Below are 2,381 nucleotides of genomic sequence, written 5' to 3'. Positions count from 1 at the left end.
CGGTTGGCAGTTCTTCAATTATTAATGGGGTTAAAAATAGATGTTAATGAGCTAATTGAGCAAATTTCTGTTTCGGTGTTATTCCTCCACTGGTCGGGTTAGACCGTTTGTGATTATAAGTACACAGCCATTTCATTGCAAACTTCGAGGCTCCATCGTTTATCACCAATTGTTCTGCCGCAAAGTTTTCGCATGAGCAAGTTCTTTGGACTACCTTATCTGGCCAGCGAATAGAACTTTCCACTGTCCTTAGAATCTATCATTGTCGTTTCAGCATCTAACTGATTCCTGAAAGGGATACCAAATCCTGGCGGAGTTTCAAGCTTTGCGACTTAACTAGGCGGCTTTGGATTTCACATTCCTTCTCAGGTATTCTTCAACTCAGGCGTTGCACTTCATGGTTGAATCCACGTCTTGCATGTTTTATTAAAATAGGATTTATTGGAGTGCTGGATGAGCGTATTAAAGCGAAATAATGTCGTCGTGCGAGGAACGGGCGAAACAACCATCATGTTTGCGCATGGATTTGGCTGTGATCAGAATATGTGGCGTTTTGTTGCTCCCGCTTTTGAAAATAATTATCAAACCGTTCTTTTCGACAATGTTGGCGCGGGAAAATCGGATTTAACAGCTTATTCGTATGAGAAATACGCCAGCCTTGATGGATATGCGGATGATGTCGTTGAAATTGCCTGCAAAATGCAAATCAAAGACGGGATTTTCGTCGGGCACTCAGTTAGCTCTATGATCGGCATTATTGCAGCCGCAAAAGAGCCGAATGCATTTAAAGCACTTGTCTTAGTCGGTCCTTCACCCTGCTATATCAATGATAATAACTACCTAGGGGGTTTTACAAAAGCTCAAATTGATGAATTACTTGAAGCTCTTGACAATAATCATCTGGGCTGGTCTATGTCAATGGCGCCTATGATTATGGGCAATCCTGATCGCACCGAACTTGGGGAAGAATTAGCGAACAGCTTTTGCCGAACAGATCCGGAAATCGCCAGGCATTTTGCTAAAACAACTTTCTTAACCGACTGCCGCGATATTTTAGATAATGTACACATTCCAGCTTTAATCTTGCAATGCGCGCATGACGTGATTGCTCCGCAAGCAGTTGGTGAATATATGTATCATAAAATGCCGAAAAGTCAGCTTGTCCTTATGCAAGCAACCGGACATTGCCCCAATTTAAGTGCTCCTCAAGAAACGATTACAGCTATTGAAGTGTTTTTAACAGGACTGCATCTTTGAAAAATTGTGAAGAATCGGACTTTCAGGAAAATTTCGAGAATTTTTTTGAGCGCTCACTTAATGGGATAATATACGCGGACCTCCAAGGACGTATTCTTCGGGCTAATTCCCGTATCGCAGAGTGGCTAGGATATAGGTCTTGCGATTTAAAAGGGCACATTGTCCCCGACTTCCTTACTATTGGAGGCAAGATTTTTTACGAAACTCATTTATCACCGCTACTACGGATGCAAGGTTTCTTCGATGAAGTGGCGCTTGAGATAGTGCACAAGGACGGACAACGATTGCCTGTTTTTGTAAACGCGCTTGAATGCAGGAATCAGTGTGAAACATATGATTTTGTAAGACTAACGATTTTCAAAGCAATAGATCGCTCACGTTATGAACATAATTTGCGGGAAGCCAAAAAGATTGCCGAGGTTAATTTATATGATGAACGTTCCACTTCAGGATTTCGGGAGCAATTTATTGCTGTTTTAAGTCACGATCTGCGAAACCCGTTAGGGGCAATCAAAGGTGGCGCATTTTTACTTTTAAGAATGCCCCTAGGCGAAAAAGGTTTAGCAATTGCTGAAATGATTAATAAAAGTGCTGAACGTATGTCCACGCTTATTAATGATGTAATGGATTTCGCACGAGGAAGGCTTGGTGATGGCATGAGCTTGCAACGTCAGCAGGTGTTGCTTGAACCTTTATTATTACATGTTGTTGATGAATTGCGGCATGGCATGCCGGATAGATTAATTAAAACGGAATTTAATATACCTCTGCCAGTGGATTGTGATCCTATTCGTATTTCTCAGCTTCTTTCGAACCTCGTTGCAAACGCTCTTACGCATGGATCGGCAGACGGCGTAGTATATGTTCGTGCTTTTATGAACCAAGGAAAATTTGAGCTTTCGGTCAGTAATGCCGGTGTTCCAATACCACCCAATATTTTAAATAAATTATTTGAGCCTTTTACGCGGGAGGAGACTCGCTCTAGCCAACATGGATTAGGACTCGGCCTCTACATCGCTGCGGAAATTACCCGTGCTCACGACGGCAAACTATCTGTACAATCTTCCTCAGAAGAAACGCGTTTCACCTTACGGATATAGAAATTATCTTCATTTAAAGGAACA

General features: G+C 42.1%; 2 protein-coding genes. Both read left to right on the top strand.

Annotated features, from left to right (window positions below):
* The first annotated feature begins 453 nt into the window (after positions 1-453).
* Entirely contained in the window at positions 454-1,257 is an 804-nt protein-coding gene (locus C7H79_RS16885; RefSeq protein ID WP_106708390.1) for an alpha/beta fold hydrolase, read from the top strand.
* Positions 1,254-2,357, top strand: a complete 1,104-nt coding sequence (locus C7H79_RS16880) for a PAS domain-containing sensor histidine kinase (protein ID WP_106708389.1) — start codon at positions 1,254-1,256, stop codon at positions 2,355-2,357. Before C7H79_RS16885 ends, C7H79_RS16880 begins: the two co-directional genes overlap by 4 nt.
* Positions 2,358-2,381 lie beyond the last annotated feature (24 nt).

Source organism: Nitrosomonas supralitoralis (genome assembly GCF_003011925.2).
Lineage (GTDB): Bacteria > Pseudomonadota > Gammaproteobacteria > Burkholderiales > Nitrosomonadaceae > Nitrosomonas > Nitrosomonas supralitoralis.
The sequence above is the reverse complement of the archived record's forward strand: the minus strand, read 5'-3'. Positions and strand labels throughout refer to the sequence as shown.